At 42.8% G+C, this 23,191-nt stretch carries 12 protein-coding genes; 4 read left to right on the forward strand and 8 right to left on the reverse strand.

Annotation, left to right across the window (positions count from 1 at the left end; translation table 11 throughout):
- Nucleotides 1-5: 5 nt before the first annotated feature.
- The 8 genes from FCL47_RS08775 to FCL47_RS08810 all read right to left on the reverse strand — a co-directional run bounded on the left by FCL47_RS08775 (nucleotide 6) and on the right by FCL47_RS08810 (nucleotide 16,997).
- Complete coding sequence (locus FCL47_RS08775) at nucleotides 6-2,603, reverse strand: hypothetical protein (RefSeq protein WP_136813125.1); 2,598 nt, start codon at nucleotides 2,601-2,603, stop codon at nucleotides 6-8.
- Between the two features lie 7 nt (nucleotides 2,604-2,610).
- A complete protein-coding gene (locus FCL47_RS08780; RefSeq protein WP_136813126.1) occupies nucleotides 2,611-4,305 on the reverse strand; it encodes a DUF2357 domain-containing protein in 1,695 nt (564 codons plus the stop codon).
- Nucleotides 4,305-6,632 (reverse strand): hypothetical protein, encoded by a 2,328-nt coding sequence (locus FCL47_RS08785; RefSeq protein WP_136813127.1) that lies wholly within the window; start codon nucleotides 6,630-6,632, stop codon nucleotides 4,305-4,307. The genes FCL47_RS08780 and FCL47_RS08785 overlap by 1 nt, the downstream gene beginning before the upstream one ends.
- A 48-nt stretch (nucleotides 6,633-6,680) precedes the next feature.
- Entirely contained in the window at nucleotides 6,681-8,081 is a 1,401-nt protein-coding gene (locus tag FCL47_RS08790) for a hypothetical protein (RefSeq protein WP_136813128.1), read from the reverse strand.
- Nucleotides 8,078-11,653 (reverse strand): AAA domain-containing protein, encoded by a 3,576-nt coding sequence (locus FCL47_RS08795; protein ID WP_136813129.1) that lies wholly within the window; start codon nucleotides 11,651-11,653, stop codon nucleotides 8,078-8,080. Before FCL47_RS08795 ends, FCL47_RS08790 begins: the two co-directional genes overlap by 4 nt.
- A 608-nt stretch (nucleotides 11,654-12,261) precedes the next feature.
- A complete protein-coding gene (locus FCL47_RS08800; RefSeq protein ID WP_167496430.1) occupies nucleotides 12,262-15,435 on the reverse strand; it encodes a VIT domain-containing protein in 3,174 nt (1,057 codons plus the stop codon).
- A 315-nt stretch (nucleotides 15,436-15,750) separates the two neighbouring features.
- The gene (locus tag FCL47_RS08805) at nucleotides 15,751-16,377 is read right to left on the reverse strand and encodes a hypothetical protein (RefSeq protein ID WP_136813131.1); all 627 of its coding nucleotides are present in this window, start codon (nucleotides 16,375-16,377) and stop codon (nucleotides 15,751-15,753) included.
- A 344-nt stretch (nucleotides 16,378-16,721) separates the two neighbouring features.
- Complete coding sequence (locus FCL47_RS08810) at nucleotides 16,722-16,997, reverse strand: hypothetical protein (protein WP_136813132.1); 276 nt, start codon at nucleotides 16,995-16,997, stop codon at nucleotides 16,722-16,724.
- A gap of 73 nt (nucleotides 16,998-17,070) precedes the next feature.
- On the opposite strand from FCL47_RS08810, the gene FCL47_RS08815 reads away from it, so the two are divergent.
- The 4 genes from FCL47_RS08815 (at nucleotide 17,071) to FCL47_RS08830 (ending at nucleotide 23,116) form a co-directional block, all read left to right on the forward strand.
- Nucleotides 17,071-18,081 carry a YafY family protein gene (locus FCL47_RS08815; RefSeq protein WP_167496431.1) on the forward strand — a complete coding sequence of 337 codons (1,011 nt, stop codon included), beginning with the start codon at nucleotides 17,071-17,073 and terminating at the stop codon, nucleotides 18,079-18,081.
- An 84-nt stretch (nucleotides 18,082-18,165) separates the two neighbouring features.
- Nucleotides 18,166-19,626, forward strand: coding sequence for a sigma 54-interacting transcriptional regulator (locus FCL47_RS08820; RefSeq protein WP_136813134.1), 1,461 nt, complete (start codon nucleotides 18,166-18,168; stop codon nucleotides 19,624-19,626).
- A 605-nt stretch (nucleotides 19,627-20,231) separates the two neighbouring features.
- Nucleotides 20,232-21,596, forward strand: a complete 1,365-nt coding sequence (locus FCL47_RS08825) for a DNA-primase RepB domain-containing protein (protein ID WP_136813135.1) — start codon at nucleotides 20,232-20,234, stop codon at nucleotides 21,594-21,596.
- On the forward strand, nucleotides 21,596-23,116 hold the full coding sequence (locus FCL47_RS08830; protein WP_136813136.1) for a DEAD/DEAH box helicase: 1,521 nt from the start codon (nucleotides 21,596-21,598) through the stop codon (nucleotides 23,114-23,116). Before FCL47_RS08825 ends, FCL47_RS08830 begins: the two co-directional genes overlap by 1 nt.
- Nucleotides 23,117-23,191 lie beyond the last annotated feature (75 nt).

Here is a 23,191-nt window from a genome sequence, read left to right on the forward strand (position 1 = left end):
TTGCCCTATCCAGTCAAGACAGAGCCATCCAAGTCTTTCTTGCTTCCTTTTTTTCTGAGAAATTTCAATGTCGTATCAATGATCTTGTTTTGTTTGTCATTTAAGTTTCTCGATTGTTTCTTTTTAAGCACCTCAAGAACGTCCTCAATCCTACGGTATGTATCGTGCGGATCATTTTCCTTGCTCAGAAACCCTGGATCATACCTTCTACGCTTTAACAAATAGAGGCATGTCAAAATGCAATTATTGAAAATAGTGCTAAAGTTATTTGCTTCGACTTGCCCATCAAGAATTTTCAAAACTCTATTTACAATGGTATCCAATCGATTGTTTGGAATTACGTCTGAATGCAAAGCTGAGTCGCGAAAGCGAACAATATTTCTGCAAGCTCTTAGCCAATTGTTTACACCTTGAGTGCCCTGTTTAAGTCTTTGCTCAAGGGCTTTAAAGAACAATGCCATATCATCTGCTTTACAGAAGCATAAGCCTATCGTATGTAAATCTTCTTGTGATATTTGGGCTAATGTTCTATGTAAATTTTTTCTGGCATGGTTGATAATCACAGGCGGACAAGCCAAATACATCCAAGAGGCCGTTTGTTGAATTTGCTTTCTTTCTGCTAATGTTGTTTTGTCACTTACAAATCTAATAGCGCATTCGTTGGCAAAGAGCTTCATCAATGAAGGATCAGAAACACTATCAATATCGCCATCAGATGGACAAACTCCATAGTGACGAAAAATATCACCTTGAGGTGGACGCCCACGAAATTCATCATAAGAATCGGCCATTGGCCACTGATTAAACTTTCCAGGTTCTCTGACCTCTCTCATAGCGTCTATTAAATCTTTTCCTCGCCCTAACTGTAGCTCTCTGATAGCGTCTTCAACATAAAATTGAGCATCTCTCCACATGTATTCCTCATGAACAACACGAGAAACTTCTGGTAGATAGGCCAAAGGAGGAGGGGCAGGCTCCTCACACTCTTCCATTGTTCGCCAATCAAGCCTGGAACTAAAAACACCTGTATTTACAGAATCAATGAAAACCCTAGCAAATCCTTGTCCTGGCTTGAGATGAGCGACTATTTTTACTTCTTCATCTATCGTCGTCTGTTTTGGAATTTCAGCGGTGACCCTACGAAAGAAGAACGTTTCTTTTCCTTCTGAGCGACGCAGAGTAAGAGTCAGTTTCTTTTCACCCTGTGTAATATTCAGACCACGAACTGGTTCTTTGGATTTATATTCTTTACCAGCCCTTACCGTTTTTCCTGCAACAAGACGCTTATAGGCATTTTCATAATCGCCTTTTGCATTTTTCCCATGATAATGAATGTCTATTGGTATAATTGTTTCAAGATATGATGGCAAATTATGTTCCAGCGCATATGCCGTAATGGCAGCTCCTTTCGCAGCTTCTTCTCCATTTGAGATGCTGGTTTCTCTGTCTTCCATAAATTTACTTAAGACAAATTCGCCCAATGAGCGATTTTCAGCAACTGGAATGTTTGTGCTGGAACCATCTACCACAACACCAAGGCACCTCTGCTGTGCGTTACCAGGAATTTTGGATAGTTGATTTTTGTAATTTTTCAACAAGAGATTTTTAAAGTCCTCAGGAAGCAAAATTGGGGTACTGGAAAATATTTCCTTCCAACCATCCAATCCCCCAAATAAACTCCTGGACGTCGGAGGGAAACCGTCTTTTATGCAAGCCCTCACCCCACTGTACTGATCTTTACTCTCGGATTTTCTTCCCTCGATGTCACTGGAACTGGTTCCCCCAAAAACACTCCCCCAAATGTATTGCAATGAAATTTTCCTACTTGCCATTGCCAAACAAAAATTGACCCCCAGCCGTGGAAACTCTCCGCCACCTGCAACACGACTTCGAACTGGAACTAGCCATATTTTCTCTTTGTAAAGCATCCCTCGTATTTCTATTGGCACAACCTCCCATCGATCAAATGCCATGGTAATAACAAGGAGATGGCCTAATGGAATCCCTTTTGCAGATTTAATATCCTCATTCAAAAATCTGTCTGCATTCTTTCTACACCACGACATTGCAACTGCAATCGGCCGTGGAATCAAAAAGGAACCACAATTGTCTACCAATGCCTGTTGAGCTGCCTCTCCCAAACTATCGGGTATTACCGCCACCGTTCTTTGAGCACTATATTTCTGCTCCCAGACCTGAATAGAAGCAGCTATTAGTTTTTCAGCCGAAGAGCTGAGCCTCCTATGTCCGGTTGGATTCCAGGAAATATCTGTGTCGCCAAGAATACCTGAAAACCCGTGGCTTGAGAGACTGGCCAATTTCGTCCAGGCACAAACCAGCGGCACACGTCCTGTTCCGTTTTCGTAATCATCATTAACAGGAACCTGACTCTCTGGTGGCCAAAGGTCTCCAACACCCCTTCTATGTCTGTGAGCAGCAGGACCTACTATGATTGACTCACCTCGCAGTACCGGCAGCAACGCCGCAGGAGGACTACTGGCGGGGATACTACTCTCTGCTTCAGCGGGACCTGAAGAAACAGCCACGTGAGGAACACTTTGCGTAAGATCAATACCAATACAATTTGAATTTAAAGGCTTCATATTCACTCTAGCATGCCATATCTATAGCGAGCTGAATTCCCGTTTTAAAATCCTCGATGAGGTTTTCAAATTGAGCAGAAGAGGTCAGGTCAATATTAAATGGTATTTTTAATGCTACTGTTTCAGATTCTCCGGACGATGGCCAAATGTCTACTCCCACACCGGGCACCTCTGAGGAGCCCCTGCCCTCAGTAATTAACATTAGGCCGTAACATCTGTATGGAATTCTTGTGTATCGATGAAGATCTGAAGATAAATTTCTAAGCGCTAAACCTGCACTATTTATCATTGCAGGAATGTGCGCTGATGGTCCTGTCCAATAAACAAACCATACGATAACTAATGTTTCGCTTTTCGGCCAATACAGCACTTGGTCACACCCAACGCTACCAACGTGGGGAGCGAAATCAAATGGCGGGTTCTCAGTCCAATCAGTTGAATTGGTCGAGATGTCTCTTGAGTCAACAACAAAACAAGTTCCTCCTTGAGTCTCAAAAGGACCTGGTGCTACAGGTGTCTCGGCCCACGCACCATACTCCCCCTCCATGCGATAATAAGCGGTACTAACATAATTTTCTGTGTAGAACTCAGTCATGGTGCAGAACATTAGTTGTCGTGCTGATTCTGACCATAAGTTCCTTTGCCACTCCCAGGCATCGTCAAACACTTGCTGCTCTCGTAAGAGTTTTTTATATGTTTTATGGACTTTTGAATATCGTGCGTCCATCTGAAGAGTATAGTTGGGTCGAACAGGGTGGTGCAGGTGGTCTGCCGCAACCTCCTTTAGGCTTTCTACCGCTTGCCACTCCGAACAACGCCTGTTACATCGGGTGACAAGCTTCACCCTATTGCTTTGTAAGTGATGTCTATTGGTGGCAGCATAACTCCAGGCTCGTTCTATCATACGCCCTATCACCCAGATGAAAACACGGTTTTCCAAGGTGTCTCGTGACTCAACCCGCTGTACCGCTAAGAGTTCCTGCCTGGAACCTGCTTTTTCATAAATCGTTCGCCCTGGTCGTCTGGCGAAATCTCTGATACAAGCAGAATCAAGCTCCTGAATTCGTCCTAGGCTAGTATATTGTCTTTGGCGCAATAAGATATGTCTCGGCTGGTTTGCAATTGTCTCAAATAAGCGGAGAAGATCGCTATCCTGGGCAAGCAGCACAATAAGTGCCATAATGGCTTCATCATCTTTATTGCTTATCCAAACTTTTCGAACCGCGGACCAGTTACGACGTATGATGCTCTTTGTCTTTTCCTCCATTTCATCCAGATCGAGACCATTATCTGAAAGTTCCCTGAAACAGTGGATCTGCCAGTCAATAAAACCCTCGACACTACGACCAAATGGATTTTCGTGTTTGCTAGAAGGCCTGCCAACAATATCAGTTTGAATTATTTCATGACTGATATTGTTCAGAGATATCTTTGTAGATAAAGAATGAGGTGCATTATTAGGTTTAGGGTCGGTAGGGAGTTGAAAAGATGAATAGATCTTCCCATCCCAGCGAAAAGGGAATGAAACACGCGGCAAGGGTTTATTCTTACGACCGAATTTAGGGGGGAAATTTGCTGGCACTATGAGCCGAGGACAACACAGTCCAGAGATAGTCGACTCTCTTTTATCACCATTTATTGTTGATAAAAGAGAGGTTTGCTCCTGGATCCCCCATGGGGTTAAAGAAAGCAATGGCCCCATTAATTGTATTCCTCGGATCTATCAAGCCCTCTCCATATAAATCCTTTTTCTTCTGATTCTGCCCCTTTTTTGAATGCCTGAAATAAGTCCTGATCTCCACACTCACTGATAACTGATTGAATCTCTTTTAGTGGCTGGGCGGCCTGACCAATTTCAATGCCGCGAAGCTTAGGCATAATCCTCTGTTCGATCTGATCAGCCATTGCCAGATTAATCCTATTGGGAATCCAGCTCGGATAGTTTGCAATATATCTTTGTATCGCCTGTGCAACTCGATGCCCAAATGGTCGATCCAATTGTTCCATCGCATCATTAAGCTTGTTGATCCAGCCATTGACTCTATCTTTGTCCTGAGACAGTAAGTCTGTTTTCAAAAATGTTTTCCATTGCTCAAAGGTTAAGCCAGCTTTAGTTTGCGGTATAGGCCGCATAATCTCCTGCGCAGAGATACGCTTTGGACGTCCGAACCTCAGAACACAAGATCTATCGAGGACTTTATCAGACAATGCCTGGGTCGTTTCATCTTCATTCATCGTCCCTGAAAACAAAACATTTTGGCCTGGGAACAACCTGATTGGTTTTTCACCTTCAGCTAAGCTTCCCATCTCAAGGGAAATTTCGGCTTTTGCTCTTTCTTCAGGATTAGTGAGATCAATTCCCCGCCTGGTCTCAAGGCGGCTTAAGAACTCACTAAAATAATATTCAACGCGAGCGAGGTTCATCTCGTCTAAAAGAACAAGTAACATTCGGTCGGAGCGATCGTGCTTCCACCCCTCGGGCAAAGGCCATTGCGGTCTGTTGAATTGTTCAAATTGTACCATTGCCCGAGCAAGTTCTGTTGCTTTATACCGCTCTTCAAGATAGTTATAGAAGCCAAACAAATCCTGCGGGCTATCCCAACGTGGCTGGACTGCGAGAATAACAGAATGTATCCCCATACCTTCAGCATATCGTCTTGGAAGCTCACTCTTACCTGTACCACTGATTCCTGCCAGGACAACCAGTGGTGAGATATCATTGACTTTCAGAGCAGTATGAAAAGCATTCAATACTCGCTCGGGAAAATACAAGTTTTGGGATTTGATATAGTCGGATGTGTTTCTGAGCATCACCTGCTCACTAGGCATACTAGAAGCAGGTGTTAGAACAGGGAATGTCACTGGGTGCCATAGATCTCGGTATTTGGTTCCACCATCAACACCTTCATCAACACCAAGTGACTTATTATATTTTTTTGCTAAAACCTTGAGGGTTGCGATCGAAGCATTCAGCGAGGTCTCTTCAGATTTCAGTTTTTCGACCGCCTCACGACTTTCTTGAATTTTCGATACAATCTGTTTTTCTATGTCTTGTTTTCCTGCCAGCGTTCTCTCAATCTCAACTAATGCATCTCGCTTACTACGAAGTAATTCTTTTACCTCACCAACTTGCCGATCTACATTCCCAAATTCATTTATTTTATTTTTAATTTGGCTATCAAGGTCTTGAATTTGTTTTTCAAAATCGCTTATTTTATTTTGTAGATTCTGGATATCTATAGAATAACCTTTTACTTTTCGAGCTGCTTCGTCTTCAAATCTCTGCTGAATAGCCACTTCATTTCTAGTCTCATCCAGAACCTGTTTCAATTGGAGCATCTTCTGATTCATCAGATCGATCTCTGTCTCACGCTCCCTTAATGTTTCAACCTTTTTTCTTAATGTATCGTATTCATATCTAAGGGACTCAACCTCGTTTTTAACTTCTCTCAATCCGTGTTCCAAACCCCGCAGCTCAGAGCTTTTCTGCTCCTGCAATGCAGTAAGGCGATTGCACTCTTTTTCCCTCTCATTAGCTTCTGAAATAGATTGGTCAATACTCTGTACCAGGGTCGCCTTTTTACTCTGAAGTTGTTCTATATATTTTCCCGAGTCACTAATTTCCTGTTCTAGCTTTTGACATTTTTCTGACAACAAATGTTTTTTATTTTCAAAACTACCCACTTCATCCCGCAAAGATCGATTGAATTCTTCGTTTCTCGCACATTCTTGCTCTAATCTCTGTAGCTCGGCACGTATAATCTCTTGTTCATTCCGCTCAGCTGACACGTTTTGCAGTTCGTCTTTTTGTCCAGTTAACCAATCTCGGATAGCGTCTTCATCCTTCCTCAATTGTTCTACTCTACCAGCAAGTTCAGCAGCATTACTCCCATCACCAACAACAGCCTGGAGTCTTTTGCGGTAATAGATGTATAGAAACATCGCAATCAATATCACCATTACGCCAACTGCTGATGAAAAAGCCCAAACTGACAACGGTATTATTTCTTGAAAATTTAAAGAATCCATTTTATGTCCATTTATAATTGAAGCATTTTCTTATAAAATCCTGTTGATTCACTCGGCTGGCGAATCAGTTTTTGACCGCTCTTTTTTTATATCCTGAGTACGAGCTGCTAGTTCTTCTAGTGCTTGTTTCACACCATTAATTTTCAGCGAAATGTCAGTAACATCTTTTTCAAGTGAACCAAAAGAGAGATTCATTCCAGCAATTTTTCCATCAAAACTACTCTGAACAGCAGTAACTCTTTCAGAAAGTTTTTTATTAAGTTCTTCAATTTCACCTAGAATCTTCTGGAAAGCAAATGACTGCGCTTTCATATCCGGCAAATCAACTATCTTTTGTAAATATTTGTCAATCTTTTCCCCTTGAGAGGCTACACTTGTAACTGCAACAGTGAATTGTTTATTGGTTTGTGCAAGCTCTTGACCAGTTGTTGCTACCTGCTCCAAGTTACTTTTCATGGTCTTTGCATTTGCGCTGACCTGTGCTTGATCAACTTCTAAATTTGTCGCAGATTCTTTAATAGCCTCTGCAATACTTTTCATTTGTCCGGAAGTTGTTGCTATACTTTCAACCTCAGATTTATATTCTTTACTTTGTCCTTTAAGGCCCTTAATTTCTTCTGTAATAGCAGCATTCGATTGTGCAAAAATTTTTGCATCATTTGTTAGATTGCTAGCCTGTGAGGACAATTGATCTTTCTCAACTGTAATACCAACGATTACCTCTTTAAGATCTTTGATCCTTTCACCAGCACTTGACTGTGTTTCATCCATTTTTTTGGCGAATTCTGCCAGTTGTTCTCTTAAGGCTTCAAAGCTACTATTCGCGGCAGAGACCTCCTTGATGTATTTTTGCTGATCTTTTAATCTCACTTCTGCTGCAAGAATATTCTCTTCTGTAGTCCTCAATTGTTGCCTTTTTTCTATTATTTCCTGTTCTAAACTTTTTTCCTCTACGCTCAACTCAGCGACCATTTTTTGAAGCTTGTCTTTCTCTTTTTGTAGAGTTTGTTTTTCATTACTGAGTTCCGCTACGGTTGTTTGAGCAGCATTTCGTCTTTCAATAACCTCTGTTTTTAAGGCCACTAATTTACTCAGTTCCTCTTTGTTTTTTTCGATCCTCTCATTGCTTGCAGCAGTTTCTTTTAAGGCATTATCCTTTCTTTTCTCAAGTGGTACAATTTGTTGAGTAAGTATTCGCAGCCTCTCCTCTTTATCCTCTACATCTCGGATTATTTTTTCATAGGACTCATATTTGGTTTTTAGTATTTCAATCACGGCTTTTTCTTTTTGCAGCGAAAATACCTTAACACCAACTATAACATTGAAAACCAACACAACCCCTACCATCAAAACCAGAAACCAGGTTGATGGAAAAAACGTATCAAGTGTCTTTTTATTGCTCGTTTGCTTACTACTTTGAGAACTATCATCTTGGTCACGGTCAATCATTTTTCACTCCAAGTTGTCACAATTTTTTCTACGCAACCATTGAGATCCTCTCTCAGCTGATAAACCCAGAATCTCATTACAATCCATCCCATTCCATGTAACTGAATATCGCGCCAGACGTCGTCTTTCTTTCTCGAACCATCCCTGTTTCGATGGTACCTATCGCCGTCTACTTCTATATCAATTTTTCTAGACTTATTTTGATTACCTACAAGTGCCATGTCGAGTCGGCGTCCAGTAACAGGGTATTGGGGAATCGGCACCACACCCTTTTCGACAAGTGCCTTATATAGTATTTCTTCCCACGGTGATTCATGTGGATGCCACTTACCTTTTTCTTCTGGCCTGCTATGCTGTTGAGGTGGTCTAGCCAGATTTTGAATATGCTTGATACCACAACTTTCTGCCCATGTAAGGTTACCAAGAACATGCAAAACCGCTCTGGCACGGCTAACCGCAACATTGAATAAATTTCCGGTTTCTCTGAGAAATTCACGAGATCCTCGTGGCATGTTGGGCCCGGCGCATAGGCTAAAGATCATCACATCTTTTTCATCACCTTGGAAGCCGTGAGATGTGTCGACATGAAGACGAACTCTGCCTAACTCATCGAAATTTAAACCATATTGGTAAATCGCATCCTGAATTCGATTAGCTTGCTGTCGAAATGGAGTAACAATACCCAGGGTGCCTTGAAAATTAATATCCTTAAGAATTTTCTCAATCAATTCAACTACTGCTGCGACCTCTTCAGCACAGTAACATCCACCGCCGCCTGCGGATTTCACTTCTCCGTTTATATGGGTCCAGTTAATTCCAATTGGGGTACCGGTAGGAGCTTTCAGCCTTGAAGAATCTGTCGCGACATTTAATTTCCCACTATAGAAGGTAGAATTCGAGTATTGGGCGATCGAATCAGCACTTCTGTATGTGGAACTTAAGAAGGCGGGTTGTATTTGTGATGCCTGTGCAAAAAGATCATAAAGTGATGTCTCCGTGTATGAGTATTTTAAATCCTCAAATTTGGACAGCCCGACCCTCTTTCTAAGCAGCGTTTCCTTGGAAATAGAGATTTTGGATGTATGCGTTAACTGGTTTGGATCACCAACAACCGCTGCTCTTTTTGCTCGAAATAAAATTGGTATTGCCGAAGGGATGTCAGACTGGCTAGCCTCATCTATTATAGCCAAGTCAAACATACCTGGCACAAGTGGTAATCTGGATCCTATTGAAAGATTGGTTACTGCCCAACTCGGAAAATGACCCAACAAAATAGGGGTAATACTCGATACGATTTCACTGATTTTCTTGCGATCATGTTCATCTACAAATCCACTACGCTTTGCCTTAAGCGCAACCTTTAATGATGCCAGTTCCTCTCTAAGAATTGTGCCAGGCTGTAAGCCATTTCGTCTATCAAGATCCAGTGCCAAGGCATCTGTTGCTAAATTAGCAATTCGCTCACTTACGGCTTCAATCGAAGCTGTGAGACTTTCGAAATTGGGATATTCCTTTTGCTGCAACACTAATGGAGTAATTTTCCCCTTTAAGTCCGCATAATCAGCTGCTAATACCAGCAGCTTTATTAAATTTTTCTTTGAGGCTGGGTTTTTGATCAGTTCAAGAATTGGCAACTTCAGGCCATGCTTATAGTCATTTAGCTTCGAGCGCACATACAACCACTTTGGAAACGTCAATGTTAAGTATGAGCTTTTTAGAACCCTCATTAATATGGCGTGAAAATCTCTGTTGGAGTCATGCAATGAAACGATTTGATTTAGCCTTCTTATGCTGCCGACAGGAAATCTGGCATATGCTTCAGCTAAAACATTCACCACTTCGTTGGGAATCTGATCTGCCAATTCTGCCAGTTGCTCTTCGTACTCTCCTAACTCATCACGAAGAGCTTGCACGGCATAAGCCAAATCAGCTTCTTTTCCTCTTTTCTCAAGCAAAGAGTTGAGATTGACACTTATTTTTTCAAAGCGATCCTTGGCAATTACGTCGTAATTCGCTGAAAGTATTTCTTTAATTGCAGTCGAGAAAGTATATCTTAGATTTGGATCCTCTTTGGAATTGGTTCGAACAATTAACGGTCTGTCCCCCTTATCTCTCAACCTGTTAACAACTGCATCTATTGCTTTATGATTTCTACTCGCAAAAATAGTCGTCTTGTTTGCTAACCTGGCATTTGCAATTCCACTACAGACTACTTGGCTTTTTCCGGTGCCTGGTGGTCCAGTAATGACAGACAAATTGCGTGACATCAGAGCAGCAACAGCTTGTCTCTGGTCAACATTCATTAAATCAGTATCAAAGACACAAGATTCGTGATTTTTTCCTTCAGAGCTTGGTGCAATATTTTCCTCCGTTCCATCACGAAATAGGTACTGTAATGCTGTTGTGTCCAATATTAAATCATCTGTTTTTTCAATCGCGGTAAGTTCATCCAATAATTTCTTGGTGAATCTTGTCCTACTCCCTATCATTATCACCGCTTTATTGTAGATCCCCGTTTCAAAAGGTGTCTTCAAAGGTTCAGATGAAATTTCGTCGATTTGTAGGGGCTCTTTGATTTTTTTAGAGAGAAATGTTGAAAGAGTAGTTGCAAGTGTCCTAAGATCAGGTACTCCATGCCCTTGATCATAATCGGCAACGTCATCATTATCATTCGAACTGTTTATAAGTCCACAAGCAGATAGAAAATTTCGTTGTTGTTCATGTGATGAGAAAGCATATTTCAACCAATCCAGGCATAATTCTGGCCGATTACTTAATGTGGAGAAAGTCAACCCGCCATGACTGAAGTTTGCTTTCAAAATATATTGAAATACAGGGCGGATTATTGCGACTTCGGGCTCATTTTCTTTCTTGATGTATACACACTGCAGCGGATAACCCAAAACAACTACAGTGCTATCTCCAGCCTTCTCCAATTCTTTTACAAATCCTGAGAGATGCTGCCCAAAAGGAATAGTATGTATCCAATTACGGCTAACCTTGGGGTACCACTCTCCTAACTGAGAAAAATATAAATACCGATTACCATATTCATTTAGATATGCGGAGGCCTCTGCTCCCTCTTCATTTCTGATACATTCTTTATAATAAGCGACAAGGTTTCGAAACTTTGTCCACGGGCCTGGAGATATGAATGTAGGTTGAGTAGGATCGACAACTGAAGTTGGGCTTTTGTTTGCTTCTTTATTCCCTTGTATTTTTGTACTTCTTTTTGATGTGGAACCAAGGGCCTCTTGCCCAAAAGGAGAAAGTAGAGGGATATTTATAGCAGGCCGCTCTTTCCATGCAGTTTTGCCACCTCGCCCTATGTTCCCAGCACAAGAACTCCATTTGCCTTGTGAATAGTTTGCAAGACCATCACTTGAAAGGCTTCTTAATAAACGTGTGAGAGAGTAATCAGGAGTTACCTTGCCAAAATTCGAACGAATAAAAGTACGTATTTCAGCAACAGATAGAGCTCTTTGTGACTTCTGTATTACTTCTAATATTTCACTTTTATTAATCGACGAATGGCTAGGACTGGCTAGATGAGATATTGATTCACTATCCATTATAAAGTTTGTAACTTTCAAATCTTGAAACTATTTCAGTACCATGGAAAGAACTGTTTGAGAGTTAATGTCCATAATATCCTCGCCTATTACTTTCAAAACAAACGCCTGCCACCATGTAGTATTTGTCTGTTTTAACTATCTATTTTCAAATACGTCGTCATTGTCTACATTAATTGACCAACTTGTCAACCAGCATTCCGCAATATTTCAGAAAATTCTCAACAGCTTATGCGATTCAATCCCTCAATAATTCGGCAAAGGCACCATCTAATATTTGCTTCAAACACAGAGGCGCCCCCATTCTTTTGATATTATTATCTAAGCTCTGGCAGCAAATTCTCGTCTTCCTCCGTCAAGTCAATGAAAGCATTTACTCCTGCAGAATTCAAAGCGTGTATCTTTACCCGTGAGGACTCCTCATCTTTGTTTCTCGGATATTCTCCCGCTAGTAATTTGCCAGAAACTACCCAATAACAGTTTTCAATTGGCTACCGCATGATTTTCATCCGTATCTAATTTGAAGATATTGTAGAATCTCACCTTAAAGTATACATGTCAATTAAGTTTTTATATTCACTACAAGTTTACCACAATGTGACACTTGTTCAGGTTGAAAAGTTTAAATCTATACAGGCACCGTCTACGACCTGCCTCACACGCGTCAATTCAGGCCCCAGACAAACCTGAAGAGTCACTTTCTCCTGCAGCATATAATTGAGAACAATTTCCATATTTTCTTCGTCTCTCTCAATCTCCTGAGGCTGTCCAACCAAACTGGTTACTTCATCAATCGTCATCCCTTGTCGTAATTTTTTAAAGGGAGCGATCAATTCATCAAATGTTGTTTTCGCTTTTTGCTTGCCAGCTCCGGCTATTTCGACCTCACCGACAAGGTGATCGTCTCCTGATGCATCGAGCCTCAGTGTCAGGACCTGGCGGGACTCATCAGCCCGGCCATAATTGGTGAAAACTGTTACAGTCACCGTGCATGGCCCACATATAGTCTGCTGGTGAGAACCGAAATAGTGTGCCTTAATCTTATAGCTTCCCGGGACAGCTTTTCTGAGCACATATTCTTCTGGGCCATACCCCTCTCTAAAATCCATTGAAACGAGTCCCCCAGAGTCAGTCAAATTATGAGCATAATAGGCATGCTCTCCTGTCGGTTCGAAGACGTGAAGATCAACATCCGTCAGATCCGCGTCCCATGACATGGAGATACGTAAATCCAGATCGAGATTTCTGATCAGGCGCTTATCAATGTATTCGGGTATATTTATAGATTTTTGCTTAGCAAGATAGATTAAACGGTTGAGTTCCATGAGAGCGATAATCTCAATTTCAGGAAAACGGTTCCATTCATTGGACACAACTTCATAGAGAAGCTGCATAGCCCTTATGATGTCATCCTCTTTCCCATCACGCTTCCAGCGGCTCCCCAAAACGAGTGCCAGGTCCCTATGCGATTGGGGCTCATCGTCACGTAGAGCAAGTACCCGCTCAAAGATAGTAATTGCGGCATCAAGTTCTTCTGCCTGCTGAAGACGCCAAGCATAAATCCGCATCAATGCAGCATCCTCCAACCCACTTTCCAGTAAATTTGAAAGGATACGGATACCCAGAACTTTTTGATCCTGTTTTAGAAAATGATCACCACAATCAAGGTAAAAAGATGGACTGTTTTTATTTTCAGAACACAGCTTAAGATATATTTGGTATCGATCTGAAGGCTCTGCCTTTATCAGTTTGGTAATATAGGGTGTATCAGGGTTCCAGGGCTTGATGGATATGGTCGCTTCAGCTCCATGATCCTCTTCAAAATTTTCAGTGTTTGAGTGGGACTGAAGAGCCAAGTCAGGTTCGTCAGGGGAGTAACACTCATGACCACCTTCACGACCAAATGAATCTGCATCGCTGATATCAAGGGCGTAGTCCCTGCAACTTTCAGCAAAAAAGGACGGAGGAAGTTCATCTGCAGAGACCCGACGGAGAGTTCTTTGAGATTCATTCTGTCTATTGATCGGCTTTTTGGAATTGCTGGCAAACTCTTTCTCCCACCATTCAACCCGGCTTTCCCACATTCTGGCAACGTCTTCAAGATGTGCCTTCTTTTTTTCATCTCTATCTTCAGAGAAACCCTTTATAGCATCCCAATATTCCTCCCGCATTTCAGGCAGTGAAGCAGGAGGCTCAACACGATAGTCGACATATTGCTCAACTGTATCAAGGACAAGGAGCGAAGTTTCTGACGAAACTAATCCGAAACGACGAGCCAGTATTAACAATTGTTCGTCTTGAGAGGTTTGAGTCAAAGAAAGTTTCTGGATCTGTTGGCCTGCCCACTGTCTGCCAATAAGCCTCCCTTTACTAGAATTTGCAGATACAATTACCAGCTCAACCTCTGAAAGGTCTGGATACTGCAAAGAGATACTCCCGGTTTCAGCCTCTAGTCTGCCGGTGATGTTCGTTCTGCCCATGCCAGTTCTGATATTGATATCTTCACACCCAAAAGAACTGATAATTTTGGTTATTGGCGTAATGGAACATATCTGCGTAACTGCCTCTTTGGGCTTTGTATTGAGCAGATTGATATAGGCCCCACCGCTCTGATCGGCAAGATACTCCAGATACGGGGCGTTGCCTTTCTGGCTTGAATTAATGGTGTAAACTCTTTTGTCAGATACGACCGGCAATATGCCGTTTACGGTATCCATCCCGTCACTAAAGAGAAACCAGGCTTCGCACTCATCAATAGGAAACGAGCTGAAATCCAGCGAAGCCAGATCTGTTGCACCATCGTACGGCAGACTTTTCAGAAATTGAACGAGTTCGGTTGGATCACCGCCACGAATTTCAAAGACATGAATTTGTTCTTCAATCTGGTTACGAAATATCTGAACATGAACGCTAAGCGTTTGCCAACTTTCAAACAGCGCTTTCAGGAACTCGAAGTCACGCTCTATCTGCGCTCTGCTACCAGAAGCATCCCAGGCAATAGCTATGTTTTTGGCCACCCACTTATCGACTGCGACTTTTTCCCGGCTCACAGTGCTTATACAGAAAAAACATTCACCATCTTCAGTCGACTCGACCATGACTAATTCGGCGGGCAGATCGGGTAGACGTATGAGAAGATCCTCCGTTACTAATCCTTTGGTCAGTTTCGCCTCTGCAACCCACGCCTGGTGCCAACTAGTCAATGTCATATTGCCCTGACCACCGGTGATTTCCGGGGGGCATGGAGCTTGATTTACTTCTACCCTTATAGCGAATTCTTCTACCTGTCCGGCATGACTCAGTGGGAGATGGTACGCAGCTTCATTACCGCTTACAGTAAGTTCCGTTATATAGGTGATGCTCACTGTTCTCGTACCCTTAGGTTGAAATGGGTAGATTCTGATCTTGTAAACATTCCCCTGAACTTGCTCAACAAGACCTGGGTCGGCACCTTTTCGCTCCTCTGCCTCCAGTATCTTTCGAGCCTCTTGCTTGGGGACAACCACCCCATCTCTCATGATGCCATCTATATCGAGTGCATAGCCACAGACCACTGCATTTTCTGGCAGCGGAAAAACCAGCTCACCCGAAAAGGCTCTCTTATTGGGGTTATAAAAGTGCATTACCTGGGTTGTCTCAGCATAAATGCCAGTCACTGACACTTTGATTTCAAGACTCTTGAGCTGAACTGGTTTCTCGGCTTTTATAGATTTTATGAAGGGAAGCATATCTGTAGGGTTGAATTGACGGTTGGTATCTCTGAATTGTAAGGGCAATGTCATATTGTTCTCCATATAAAATTCTTATCTTTTTATGCTGCCAGATATTATTCCGCTTAAAATAAAACTATACTACTCGTGATACGACAGACACTGTCCTATCAGGTAAGACTTCAACAATCGCATGCTGAATGGTTGGGTATTATTCGTCTCATTATGAGGATATGATCAGCCGGCAATCCATTTGCCAAGGCCACTGATCTGCTTTTGATCTTCTACAATTGATCTCTATAACATTCTGTTTTCATTCGAATTGTAAAAAAATTTCGAAATATTTCACTGAATCCGCTGATAATGAATCTATTTTGCGCCCTGAAATCACTTTTTCTCCATAATTACGTCAGGATATTTTTCATAATCCTTGTTCAATTTCTTGAACATCTCAGGGTTACGAGCTCTCCACCATTCGAGGTAATGTTTGTTGCAGCAAAAATGCGAGACCTCCTGTATCCGAATCCCATGCTGAAAAGGGCTGTCACAAATCACACAATTCCCACTGGCATTCAGCTCCGGCAGAATATTGCGGTGTGCTGGAATCCGGAAGTACGTTGAGTTTTCATACAACCCGGGATAGAAAACCTGCCCCTCAATTCGTGAGGTTCCATGGGATTCCGTCGTACAAATAGCCCATAAGGGTCCTGGGACTGGGATACCTTCTTTTGCGGCTGCAGAAGTTGAATATGAAGAGCATGTGGAAATCAATTTCTTAGGCCGGTCATCACGTGGGTTGCGCATGATGTAGAACCTATCCAGACAACCTTTACTGCAATACTTGAAAGAGAGCCTCGTATGGTCAAAATCAACCGACAGCTTTTCACTTTCCTTTATGAACTTGTCTTTGTAGCCCGGGGTTATTTCGTTCCCGATCAGGCTGGTCCAACGATCCTTGAGCGCTGAATAAGAAAAGAGTTCTACCGTCCAATGAACACAGTTGGCACAGAGCATAGAGAAACCTCCTCATTGAAGATAAAGAAATGGTGAGAACAAATGTTCCAGCACCTCCAGGGACAACCTCAGGAAGCAATAAATCTAATTTTTTGATACCCCGACTGCAGGACGCAAATATCCTGCACAGCATTTCTTTCATTTTTGCCGTTAATCTTTGAATATCAGAACATTAGGTCATGTTCAGAAACATGTATGTGGATGAATGAGCAGTATTATACGATAATTTTCTATAAATGCAACTACAGGGCAACTTACTGTATTTATGTTATTTTTAAGGTTTCAAGAATTTCCTGAGAATTTCACGGGTGATCATTTTTGCAAATGCGACAGCTTGGCATCTTCTACTCAAAGAACTCCTCTTCAAAAAAGTCATCCTCTCTTTGTTCATTTTGAGCCAAACCTTGATTTGTTGATTCTTGCCCACCGTTACCAGAATCGACAATTTCTTCCAGAAGAAAAAATCCCCCGACTGAGCCACCGGCAAAATCATCGGTTTCCTTCTTACCCGCAGGTTGATCGCAAACATTTTGAGTTCTCTTATCGCACTGACGTTTCTTACTCCAAAAGAGTCGGTAAACGATGAAGATAACAGTAGCTAGAAAAACGACCCATTCCATATCTTCCCCCTGTCGTTGAAGATTATTTGACCATTCTCTCTTTTCTAAGATACCATGCATGATAGGACAAATAATGAATGAGCAAAAAGACAGGAATGAAGCCATGAGCAAGTATAAGCCACAGCACAGTAGATTGTTATTTATCGACAGGAAAATCGGTGAGGGCCGGTACCCTAATTGCGGCACTCTGGCTGAGGAGTGGGAAGTGAGCAGTAAAACCATCATGCGTGACCTGGACTATATGCGCTATCAGTTGGAAGCCCCTTTAGAGTATTCCGCAAAATACCGAGGATATTACTACACAGAAGAAAACTTCAAACTACCGGCCATCTCCATTAAAGAGAGCGATCTTTTTGCCATATACCTTGCAGAAGAATTGTTGCTGCAATATGAGGGAACACCTTACTTTGATAGTCTTCATTCTGTTTATAAAAAAATCCAAGACTCGTTACCGGAAAAGACTGCCTTGAAATCTCCCGGAGACAACACCAGGTTTACTGTCTTCCCGCCTCCAAGCACAACAATCCACCACGATATTTGGCAAACCGTTTTTAATGGCCTGCGCGCGCTAAAAAAGCTCAAGATCGAATACCAGCCACCGGGACAAAGCCCGACAACTAGAGAAATAGATCCCTACCATGCTGTCCGATACGATGGAGACTGGTATGTCATCGGTCACTGCCACCTCCGCAACGAAATCCGTAATTTCAGCCTTTCCAGGATAAGCCAGGCCACTTTAATTGAAAAAACATTTACCATACCAGAGACCTTCAATTTTCATCAAATCACCAGAAGTCGTTTTGGAGTGCACTGGGGTAAAGCCGAAGAATACGTCAAAATCTGGTTTTCTCCAAAGGTTGTCCCATATATTCTTGAACGTAAATGGCACCCCAGCCAGCACATCTCTGACAATGAAGACGGATCAATTGCCCTGTCTCTTACTGTAAACCATATGTTTGAGTTGAAGAGATGGGTTTTATCTTGGGGAAAGGAAGCCAGGGTGCTCGAGCCGGAAAAGCTTGCTTTAGATATTCAATCTGAGATTGGGGGTATGTCTTCTTTGTATGAAGAGAATGGTTGGTGAATAGGATAATGAGAATTGAAATGATGCTATAGCTAAACAACCAACAGTTGAACAATAACATTGTAAAATAAAAAGGTACACTCGATGTCGACGAAATATATCCAAACTCCAGGCCTGAAGTATCAGATTGATAGGTTTAATGCAATGCTGCAAAAAGCAAACCCCTTTGACCATATACTCATTCGCGGACCACGAGGAACAGGGAAAAGCTTTTTTCTTGAACTCTTTCAAGAGCACCCAAAGGGTCAACCAGAAATTGTCCGCTTGAATTGCGCTACATTCGGTTCAAACCTTATAGATTCTGAGCTTTATGGGTATGTTAAGGGAGCATTTACAGATGCAAAAAAAGACACACGTGGCCACCTTGAAACTGCGGGCGAACAAAATAAAATAATTGTCCTAGAAGAATTTAATAGCCTATCTATCGAGAGTCAGGCCAAGCTTTTGGTCTACCTGGAGACTTACAAATTTTTTCCCGTAGGAGGTCGAGTAGAGAAAGAGGCAGAATTACGAATAATTGCGATTATGAATACTGAGGGTGATACACCTGTTAGGGCAGATTTGACAGACCGGTTCAGAATTGTCGTAGACGTACCACCCTTGCACAATCGTCGCGAGGATATACTCCATTTCATTGCAGAGAATTCACCACCACTACTACTGTCACCAATTGAGCTCTTACTTTTGCTCAGCCATAACTGGCCTGGGAACATCAGAGAATTGAGAAAAACATTGTTTGAACTTGAGTGCATGGGTGCTTGCGAAATGCGCAGTGCGACAAAATATCTACCTAGCAACTTGACAAACGACTTAGAGAACATCAGGTCTACAATTTTTACAATTACTTCAATGTTCGACGGAATCTTGAGACGTGATTTGTCGCTTTCCTATGAAGAAATAACGTATATCAACAAATCACTCTTTGGGAATTTCTTACCAACAACATTTTCTTCCAGGTATCCTGAACCAGAAAATGGATGGAATCTTGAATATCAAAATGCGAGGCGTCGAGGTATTTTGAGAACCCGTGTTATCAAAACAGCCGAAGGAAAAATTACAATTGACTTTCATAAATTAGGCACCGAGAAGGTAACTTTTCCTGCAGGTGTTGTATTCACTGCATTTAAATTGATATTTGGCGATGATTCTATCAACTCTAATAGCAAAGTGTTTTCCCTTATACCATTTGATGACTTTACGCGAGCTGACGGTACGATAGATGGCATCATTTCAGAAGAATTAAAAGGGCCAGAATTGCAATTTCCCACCTTCGAGAATAATTTTTCGCTCAGACAAAGGCTTTTTAATGCTTGCCAAGAGGCTCGCAACGCAAAGATTCTGGCAAAAAGAAAATTAAAAGGAACAAAAACAACGTCCCTCGATCAAGTTTGCAATTTCATCCTCCAGCCCGGCGCTCTCAAAAAGACACTTCTGGAGTGTGTTCGAAAGGCAGGTAGCCAGAGTTCTTTCAGTCTACTCTTGGGACTGAAAGGAGTAACACTTCATCGATTTCTCAAAAAGTTGGAGGAATCAGAACTGAAATAATATTTCAATAATATTTCACTTTATTCTTTTCTCAAGTCTTATCTCTCCCCGTACAATCCTCTCAAGCTTTCCAGATATACACCTATCTACCTGTTTTATATAATTTAATACATTTTTGCATCACACATTTTAGCTCTGGCACGCTTATTGGATTATATGTACCAACGTATCATCAGGGCTAATCAATTAACGGAGTCCATAAAATGTCGGATGCAAAATTGAATCAGATTAGAAATGACGAAAAGATGAAAGCGGCGATTCAGGTCATTGAAGATATGGCCGAAAGGTGGCCGTCGAACATTGTTCCCAGGACGGCAGTCCCCGAATTTACCGGAGGACTGTTCAGCGTAGGACACCTCGCAAATTGTGACTCTCGCCGAGAAGGCCCTGAGGGGTCGTTCTGTGTTGGCAGGTGCCGGGTTTATCCAGTGAGGGGTCTTGTACATTGGTTAATTAAGCGAATTGTGGTGAAGCATTGATCGAAACCACATATTTCAACACGTCAAAGGCTTAGTCTAACCAAAATTAAGGCTACGTAGATGTGTTTGTATGCCGAAATCTGATCCCGTTGAATTCTTGCAATATTATCGCCAGGTGGTTGTGAAATGACTCAAGCAACTGAAAAAATAAACCAGACCACCTCAATTTCAGAATTCCGCCATGCCCAAACCAAGGCGACACATGGGGTACTGTTGTCTGCTGAAATAGTCCAGTTTTTTGTCGGAAAGACAGATGCCTTTCATCTTTGGTCGTTTGCGATTACGCAGCCGGAGTTCTGGCAGTTCCGTAAAACTCATATGCTCAAGGTCCTTGGCATGGGTGAGCGCAAGTGGCGAAAAGCGCTCAGTCAGTTGTCTGCCATGGGCTTACTGGAAATCCCCTTTCGTCGTGATTCAAAAGGCAAGATGATTGGGAAGTCCTATGTATTTCATGGATGGAACGAGAGAATGTGCCTAACAACAAATCCAGAGGATTCTGAATCCGTTAAGGGAAAGGATCTGAATCATGTCGAAAATGAAGAAAGATCGAATAAAAACAATAATGATTCCGAAGCGTGCATTTTGCCGTCGTCGGAGAATTGTACGGATCTATTTACCAGTAAGGGGGATGTAAGGGGGGAGATGGCTCAACTTTCAGCCACTCTGTCCACATCCTCGGAGTGTTCTGAAGAAGTTACTGACGATGAGATGAAATCTTACAGACAAAGGTTCTTAGACCGCTTCCCTGGCTTGCACACATTCCAAGCCTTTGATGACTCGAAAGAGAAGAGAAAGAGTTTGGCAAAAATTTTCCACGGATACGCATTCGCCTTGGAAGAGATGAACTGGTGTGGTGCTGGAGTGTTTTTAACGGTAAACGAAACCGACGGTAAAGGCAGAAAACGCGAAAATATCGTCAATGTACGAGCGATTTTTGTTGATCTCGACTGTTCCCCTCTCGAACCAGTACTGACGTACGAACCCCACTTGGTTGTCGAATCCTCACCGACACGCTTTCACGCCTACTGGTTTGTCCAAGATTTCCCCTTGGAAGCATTCACGGATATTCAGAAACTCTTGGCTGATATGTTTGGCGGAGATCCTGTTGTTCATGATCTCAGCCGGGTGATGCGAGTGCCTGGTTTTTGGCATCAAAAGGGAGATCCTTTTATGTCGAGGATCGTTTTAGAATCGCATGTCGCTCCACTTACTCATCTGGACGTTGTCCGGAAATTTCCCCCAAAACCGAAAGATCTCTGGAGCGCTAAACGGGAGTCCTGTGCATCCGGTAGCAATTATATCGGGTCTTACGGGGCACCTGAAGGAAATCGTAATAGTGGTCTTATGAGATTCGTCGGTGGAGCAATCCAGCGAAGGACTGAGTGGGCTGTAATCGAACAGGAGGCACAAAAATGGGCTGCGGCGTGTTCTCCTCCGTTGCCAGACCGTGAAGTAAAGACCGTGCTGAAGAGCGCTCGGAGGTACTTATAATGACACAGTTGTGGGAGCATCAGGAGTTAGCCATTGATGCAGTTCGTCAAGGTTTTAGAAAAACTGGGAAGAAACAGATGTTGATGTTGCCAACCGGGGCCGGGAAGACTCATATCGCCAGCTGCATGATCAGGAACGCGGTAGCCAAAGGATTAAGGTGTCTGTTCATTTGTGACCGGATTGAGCTTATCAATCAAGCCTCCACAAGATTTACAGCAGAAGGTATCGAGCATGGAATAATTCGGGCTGGTGAACCCTCTCAACCTGATCTGCAGGTTCAAATTTGTTCAGTCCAGACACTTGCTCGCCGGCGTATTCAACATTTTGATCTGGCGATTATCGACGAGGCTCACACCCTGCACAAGGCCCATATCAGACTGATCGAGGCAAATCCTTTTGGCCACATAGTTGGACTGTCCGCGACACCTTTTGCAAAGGGACTCGGGAAATATTTCAACGGATTGGTAAACCCGATAACCACACGAAAGTTGATCGACAAAGGCTACCTCTCCGATTTTGTTGCTTATGGTCCTCCTACAATCGATACCACCGAGGTCAAAACTATAGCCGGGGACTTTGATCCACAGGAAATTGGACAAAGAGCTGATAAACCGAAGTTGGTGGCCGATGTGGTCGAAACCTGGCTGAGGCTGGCACTCGGCAGAAAAACGATCTGCTACGCGACAAACATTGCCCATTCTCAGCACTTGGTCCGTGAATTTCGCCGCAGAGGAATCACCGCGGAACATATCGATTTTAGTACCGGTAAAGGTATTGACGAAGCCTCTCGAGCAGAGATTATCGGCAAATTCAAAACAGGCGAGATAACAGTCATATGCAATTTTGACATATTGACCAAAGGTTTTGACTGTCCTGAAGTGTCCTGCATCATCCAGGCTCGCCCTACCAAAAGTTTAATGATCCATATCCAGCAAATCGGCCGTGGATTGCGGGCTTACCCTGGGAAAGACAGGTGCATTATCCTTGACCATGCAGGTAATCATGAGCGGCTTGGTTTTGCAGATGGATTCCTCCCTGCACACCTCGACGATGGCAAAAAGGCAGATACCTCAAGTCATACACAGCATGAGGAAAAAGAACCACCAAAACCGAAACGCTGCCCGAGTTGCGATTTCCTCAAGCCTGTGGGGATGCGCAAATGTCCTGCCTGCGGATTACTTCCTGCCCACGCCGAGGATGTGGAGACGGCACCGGGCAGACTTGAAAAGCTGCACAAGAGTACGAAGGGGCAGTATTCAATGGAAGAAAAGCAGACTTTCCTGGCAGGCCTTAACGGCTGGTGCCAGAGCAAGGGGTGGCATCCAAGCCCTTCAGGGTGCTATGGGACAGCGATAAAAATCTACACTGAGAAGTTTGGCAAAGAACCTTCCTCGCAGATCAACTGGCAAAAGGTTGATGTTGTTACAGAGGATGTTCGGAATTTCCTCAAACACAGAGCAATACGCAAGAAGAAGTCTGGGGTTCATACGAGGAAGGTCTCACCGAGAACGGTTGAATAGCACCTGTCTGACTATTACCGAATACGTTTGCAGATAGCATGGAAGTCTGACATCTGTACCACAACGATGTCAATT

The organism is Desulfopila sp. IMCC35006 (assembly GCF_005116645.1).
Taxonomy (GTDB): Bacteria; Desulfobacterota; Desulfobulbia; order Desulfobulbales; family Desulfocapsaceae; genus Desulforhopalus_A.

Coding starts and splice junctions, on each gene's coding strand:
- FCL47_RS08810 (WP_136813132.1), bottom strand. CDS start 16,997: ATGGAATGGGTCGTTTTTCTAGCTACTGTTATCTTCATCGTTTACCGA.
- FCL47_RS08805 (WP_136813131.1), bottom strand. CDS start 16,377: ATGCTCTGTGCCAACTGTGTTCATTGGACGGTAGAACTCTTTTCTTAT.
- FCL47_RS08795 (WP_136813129.1), bottom strand. CDS start 11,653: ATGGATAGTGAATCAATATCTCATCTAGCCAGTCCTAGCCATTCGTCG.
- FCL47_RS08790 (WP_136813128.1), bottom strand. CDS start 8,081: ATGATTGACCGTGACCAAGATGATAGTTCTCAAAGTAGTAAGCAAACG.
- FCL47_RS08815 (WP_167496431.1), top strand. CDS start 17,071: ATGAATGAGCAAAAAGACAGGAATGAAGCCATGAGCAAGTATAAGCCA.
- FCL47_RS08820 (WP_136813134.1), top strand. CDS start 18,166: ATGTCGACGAAATATATCCAAACTCCAGGCCTGAAGTATCAGATTGAT.
- FCL47_RS08830 (WP_136813136.1), top strand. CDS start 21,596: ATGACACAGTTGTGGGAGCATCAGGAGTTAGCCATTGATGCAGTTCGT.
- FCL47_RS08800 (WP_167496430.1), bottom strand. CDS start 15,435: ATGACATTGCCCTTACAATTCAGAGATACCAACCGTCAATTCAACCCT.
- FCL47_RS08785 (WP_136813127.1), bottom strand. CDS start 6,632: ATGGATTCTTTAAATTTTCAAGAAATAATACCGTTGTCAGTTTGGGCT.
- FCL47_RS08775 (WP_136813125.1), bottom strand. CDS start 2,603: ATGAAGCCTTTAAATTCAAATTGTATTGGTATTGATCTTACGCAAAGT.
- FCL47_RS08780 (WP_136813126.1), bottom strand. CDS start 4,305: ATGGGGCCATTGCTTTCTTTAACCCCATGGGGGATCCAGGAGCAAACC.
- FCL47_RS08825 (WP_136813135.1), top strand. CDS start 20,232: ATGACTCAAGCAACTGAAAAAATAAACCAGACCACCTCAATTTCAGAA.